The following is a 3822-nucleotide window of genomic DNA, read 5'->3' on the forward strand; positions in this document are numbered from 1 at the left end:
GCGGTACAAAGAGAATTGCAAATCTGGCCGTTGCAGGCGTCATTCGACGAACAGTGACTGCTGGCAGCGGCGGTACAAAGAGAATTGCAAATCTGGCCGTTGCAGGCGTCATTCGACGAACAGTTTTGACGTATTCCTCAGCCTCGTTACGCTGACGAAACTGAGCCACTGCGATCGCTCGCAAGTCAGGCCAAAGCCGATAAACCACCCAAGGCGTCAACTGCTCTCGATAAGTCATGGTTTTACTCATCCAAAAACATCTGTGTACTTGTTGAAATAAGTCAACAAGCACTGAAACGCTTCCAACCAGTGCGACACTAGTTAAAGTCAGCAAGCCAGTCCAGTAGAAAGTTTTTGCGGAACTAAGTGCTGCAAGCTGATAATCAAAATGCTCTTGAGAGTTCCTGCAATTCTGGAGATTTCTCAATTAGTAGTAAAGCATAACTAGTAATAAATTACAAGTCACATGCCTTCAGAAGGTGAAAATCGTCTCACCCCGGTTGAACTGCGACAGCGCATTGGATTAACTCAGGTACAGCTTGCGATCGCCATTGGCAAAAGCCCCTCTACTATCGCCAAATGGGAAGCCAGAAGCGTGATCCCAAAAGGAACTCCCTCAGAAATCAAGCGTCTCTGCAACACCTATCGCTGTACGCTCGATCAGCTAATTGAAGCGTTTGAAGAGCTTGAAATTGAATCAGCCGAAAACTGACCACCTTAGAATAGCGATCGCCTTCTTAACCTGCGGCTGCAAACACCGCATCCGTCGTCAAATCCAAATCTGGCAACACACCAGAAACCAGCTTTTCACCCGCTACAAATCGTCGCATTTGATATTCTTCACCTTCAAGCTGACAGATCGTAATTGTCGGTTGCTTGGGCTGACCAATGTGGCGAACAGCCCCTAACGCCCGAAAATCCACCAGCCAATATTCAGCAATCCCCATCGCCTCGTATTCCACCAGCTTATGCCCATAGTCATCTCGCCAGTTAGTGCTCACCACCTCCACGACGAGGGGAACCGTTTGACCATGCTGAATCACCGAAGCTGTTGGCCACAGCGGCTCTTGCTGCAATAACTGACGATTGAGAACAACGACATCTGGTACATAGCCAGAACCTGCCGCCTGAGGCTTAATCATGCAGGCACGAGGAATGGAGTAAGGCAACGGCTGCCGCCGAATTTCAAAATTGAGTTCGGCACTCAAAAATCCACCACTATCCTCATGAGGGCCTGTAGGCAGCATCTCAACAACAACACCCTCAATCAGTTCATATCGACGACCCTCTTCCGGGTACCAGTTTAGAAAATCCTCAAAACTCATCGGGCTAGGTACCCGTGCCTGAACCATGATGGACGCTCTCCAGCTTGATGGGGCGACTTAGAAGACTGCTCCCATCGTAGCAACGCCCCCGTGTGCAAAGAAATCTTTGTCAGCGACAATAGGCTCAAACCATTACTCATTTTTTCCATGCTCACCTGTCTTCGAGCAGTTTGTTGCGCCTGTTTAATTTTGCTGCTCAGCACCGCGCCCGCTTTAGCCTCAACCCATGTGTATCAAGAACGCCCAGGGCAAGTGACCTATCGATCGCAGCAGAGTTTGCGCGATCGCCAAGATCGCTCATGGCAAGCCGTGTTGTTTAAGCGCTATCAAACCGAAACGCTAGAAGGCATTTATCTGCGGTTGGTTGGGTTTCCGGGGTTAGTGGCCGTTGAGCAGTCACAGCCGTTGACCATTGCCACCGGGACAGCCCTCACCTGGCAAGCACCCGCCGCCCGCGATCGCACCTTGCAGCAACTCCCCACCAACGCCGGACAATATGACGTGCAAACTGCGATCGCCCAGCTTGCAGGCAACATTCCCCTACAGCTTGAGGTGCCGCTACAGGGAGGTGGCGTAGCTGAAATTGTGGCGGCTCCGTTTGTGGTGCGCGAGTGGCGATCGCTAGCAGCCACCCCTTTAGCCAACCCACAGCCAGCCAATTAGCGAATATAGCGTCGTCCCCGCCAGAAAATGCCCAAAATAATGCCAATCAGACGCGCATAATCCATCCCCACAAACAGATTGGGCAGCGGCAACAGAGCCACCAACCAAAGCAACAGCCCCAAGCAAGGTACCAAAGCCCATAGCACATTGGTTGTGATTAAAACCTGCCGTTGAAAAAAGCGCTCAAAGATGAAGACAGCTAAAGCCCCGATTCCCACCGCAACTGCAAATAGCAATAGGGGAAAAACTAAAGGCAACGTCGGCGCTAGCAGATTCAAAAGCACAGGCATGACGCTCAGCGTCAGCAGAGCATCGACAAGCGCCGCGATCGCCGCTGTAACCGCAGCCACCTGTAGCAACACCAACCAAGGCAAATACTTTAAACGTTGAAGCGGATTACGCATAATACCCGTCTTTCTTTCACATTACGATCCGATATGATGCTTTCGACTTTAGCGTTTTAATCTGCAATGGCCGCTCCAAATCAAGCTTTACTTTATACCCTCTTGCTCTTGCACTGTGTAATGGGCATGATCGCGGCTCTCGTTGCTCAGCGAAAGCACTTGAATTTTTCGCTTTGGTTTGCCTGGGGCATTATTGGGGGCACGCTGGCTCTCGTCACAGCGCTCAATGCACGTTCTAAATAGCGCTGACATGGCACGCGGGTAAGGTTTAAAAAGTTTGCTGGCCTGGGCTGGCTGAGCTTTTAATTTTCTTCGGTAGCTTTGGCAGGCTGGATAAGTTGCTGAGCGCTTTTGAGTCTCTAGCCTGATTGGGCGCTTAATGCTGCTTTGAACTAGTCTCTATTACCAGCGCTGGCAAAGGCGCTGTTTTCGTAGCTTTTGCCTAAATTGTTGGCCTGTTTATGGTTTGCATTTTAGCGCGTCTTTGGCCGGATATCGGGTCTGCGGATATTTCCCAGACATGTTTCTGGCACATTGCAGCCGTTTTAATGGCTCCAGATTAGCGCTACGGCAACCAGGGAGATTGAACGCAAAGGATTGCCCGCTAGCCGTTGAATTTGCGGTAAAGCGCTGGCTAGCAGTGGCGATCGCGCTGAGTTGGCGATAAGGTGTGTAGTGGGTTAGACAAGACTAAACTTTGCCAAAGCCAGATCAATGGATGCTGTTTTACAGATTGGCGATCGCTCCCTTTGCGCTCAGGAACTCGTGCCGCTGCTAGCTCGGTATCAGCTTTTGCCAAATCTGGTACGAGAAGTTGTGATTGACCAAGCCATTGAAGCCATTGAGCTAAGTGAAGATGAAATGGCGATCGCACAGCAGCAGTTTTGCGAACGGCAGCAAATCACCACTGACGAAGAATTGCAGATGTGGTTGCAACAGCGATCGCTGACGAATCAGCAGCTTGATGCCACCCTCAGACGAGAACAAAAACTCAGCAAATTTAAGGCCGAAACCTGGAGCAGTCAGATTGACTCTCATTTTCTACAGCGCAAAACCCAGCTTGATCGAGTTCTCTACGCGCTCATTCGGACTGAAGATGCGGGGCTAGCTCAAGAACTGTATTTTCGCATTCGTGACGACAACGAACCCTTTAGCGAACTAGCGCTGAAATATTCGCAAGGCCAAGAAGCCCAAACGGGCGGACTCGTTGGCCCCGTAGAACTGAGCGTACCGCATCCAGCCTTGGGCAAAATGCTCTCTATTAGCCAACCTGGACAGCTTTGGCCCCCTACTAAAATTGGCGAATGGTTTGTAGTGGTGCGGCTAGAAAAATTTTTGCCAGCGCAACTTGATGAAGCCATGCGGCAGCGATTGCTCAACGAACTGTTCAGCGCCTGGTTGCAGAAGCAGCTACAGCAAACAGCGGTAAC

7 protein-coding genes are annotated in these 3822 nt (G+C 50.6%); 4 read left to right on the forward strand and 3 right to left on the reverse strand.

What is annotated here, in order from left to right; all coding sequences use genetic code 11:
* On the reverse strand, nucleotides 1-238 hold a 238-nt coding region (locus ACTS3T_RS20440), incomplete at its 3' end, for a hypothetical protein (protein WP_462935492.1).
* 228 nt (nucleotides 239-466) lie between these two features.
* On the opposite strand from ACTS3T_RS20440, the gene ACTS3T_RS20445 reads away from it, so the two are divergent.
* Nucleotides 467-712, forward strand: a complete 246-nt coding sequence (locus tag ACTS3T_RS20445) for a helix-turn-helix domain-containing protein (protein WP_462935493.1) — start codon at nucleotides 467-469, stop codon at nucleotides 710-712.
* A gap of 25 nt (nucleotides 713-737) precedes the next feature.
* Here ACTS3T_RS20445 and ACTS3T_RS20450 read toward each other — a convergent pair whose 3' ends face one another.
* Entirely contained in the window at nucleotides 738-1352 is a 615-nt protein-coding gene (locus ACTS3T_RS20450) for a Uma2 family endonuclease (protein ID WP_462935494.1), read from the reverse strand.
* A 120-nt stretch (nucleotides 1353-1472) separates the two neighbouring features.
* Here ACTS3T_RS20450 and ACTS3T_RS20455 point away from each other — a divergent pair, with 120 nt between their 5' ends.
* Complete coding sequence (locus tag ACTS3T_RS20455; protein WP_462935495.1) at nucleotides 1473-1988, forward strand: DUF3122 domain-containing protein; 516 nt, start codon at nucleotides 1473-1475, stop codon at nucleotides 1986-1988.
* Here ACTS3T_RS20455 and ACTS3T_RS20460 read toward each other — a convergent pair.
* Nucleotides 1985-2392 (reverse strand): peptide chain release factor 1, encoded by a 408-nt coding sequence (locus ACTS3T_RS20460; protein WP_462935496.1) that lies wholly within the window; start codon nucleotides 2390-2392, stop codon nucleotides 1985-1987. The two genes, ACTS3T_RS20455 and ACTS3T_RS20460, sit on opposite strands and share 4 nt — an antisense overlap.
* A gap of 66 nt (nucleotides 2393-2458) precedes the next feature.
* Here ACTS3T_RS20460 and ACTS3T_RS20465 point away from each other — a divergent pair, with 66 nt between their 5' ends.
* The gene (locus ACTS3T_RS20465; protein ID WP_462935497.1) at nucleotides 2459-2635 is read left to right on the forward strand and encodes a hypothetical protein; all 177 of its coding nucleotides are present in this window, start codon (nucleotides 2459-2461) and stop codon (nucleotides 2633-2635) included.
* A 471-nt stretch (nucleotides 2636-3106) separates the two neighbouring features.
* On the forward strand, nucleotides 3107-3822 hold a 716-nt coding region (locus tag ACTS3T_RS20470), incomplete at its 3' end, for a peptidylprolyl isomerase (protein ID WP_462935498.1).

Source organism: Almyronema sp., from assembly GCF_052168255.1.
In the GTDB taxonomy this organism is placed as follows: Bacteria; Cyanobacteriota; Cyanobacteriia; order Phormidesmidales; family Phormidesmidaceae; genus Sphaerothrix; species Sphaerothrix epifaneia.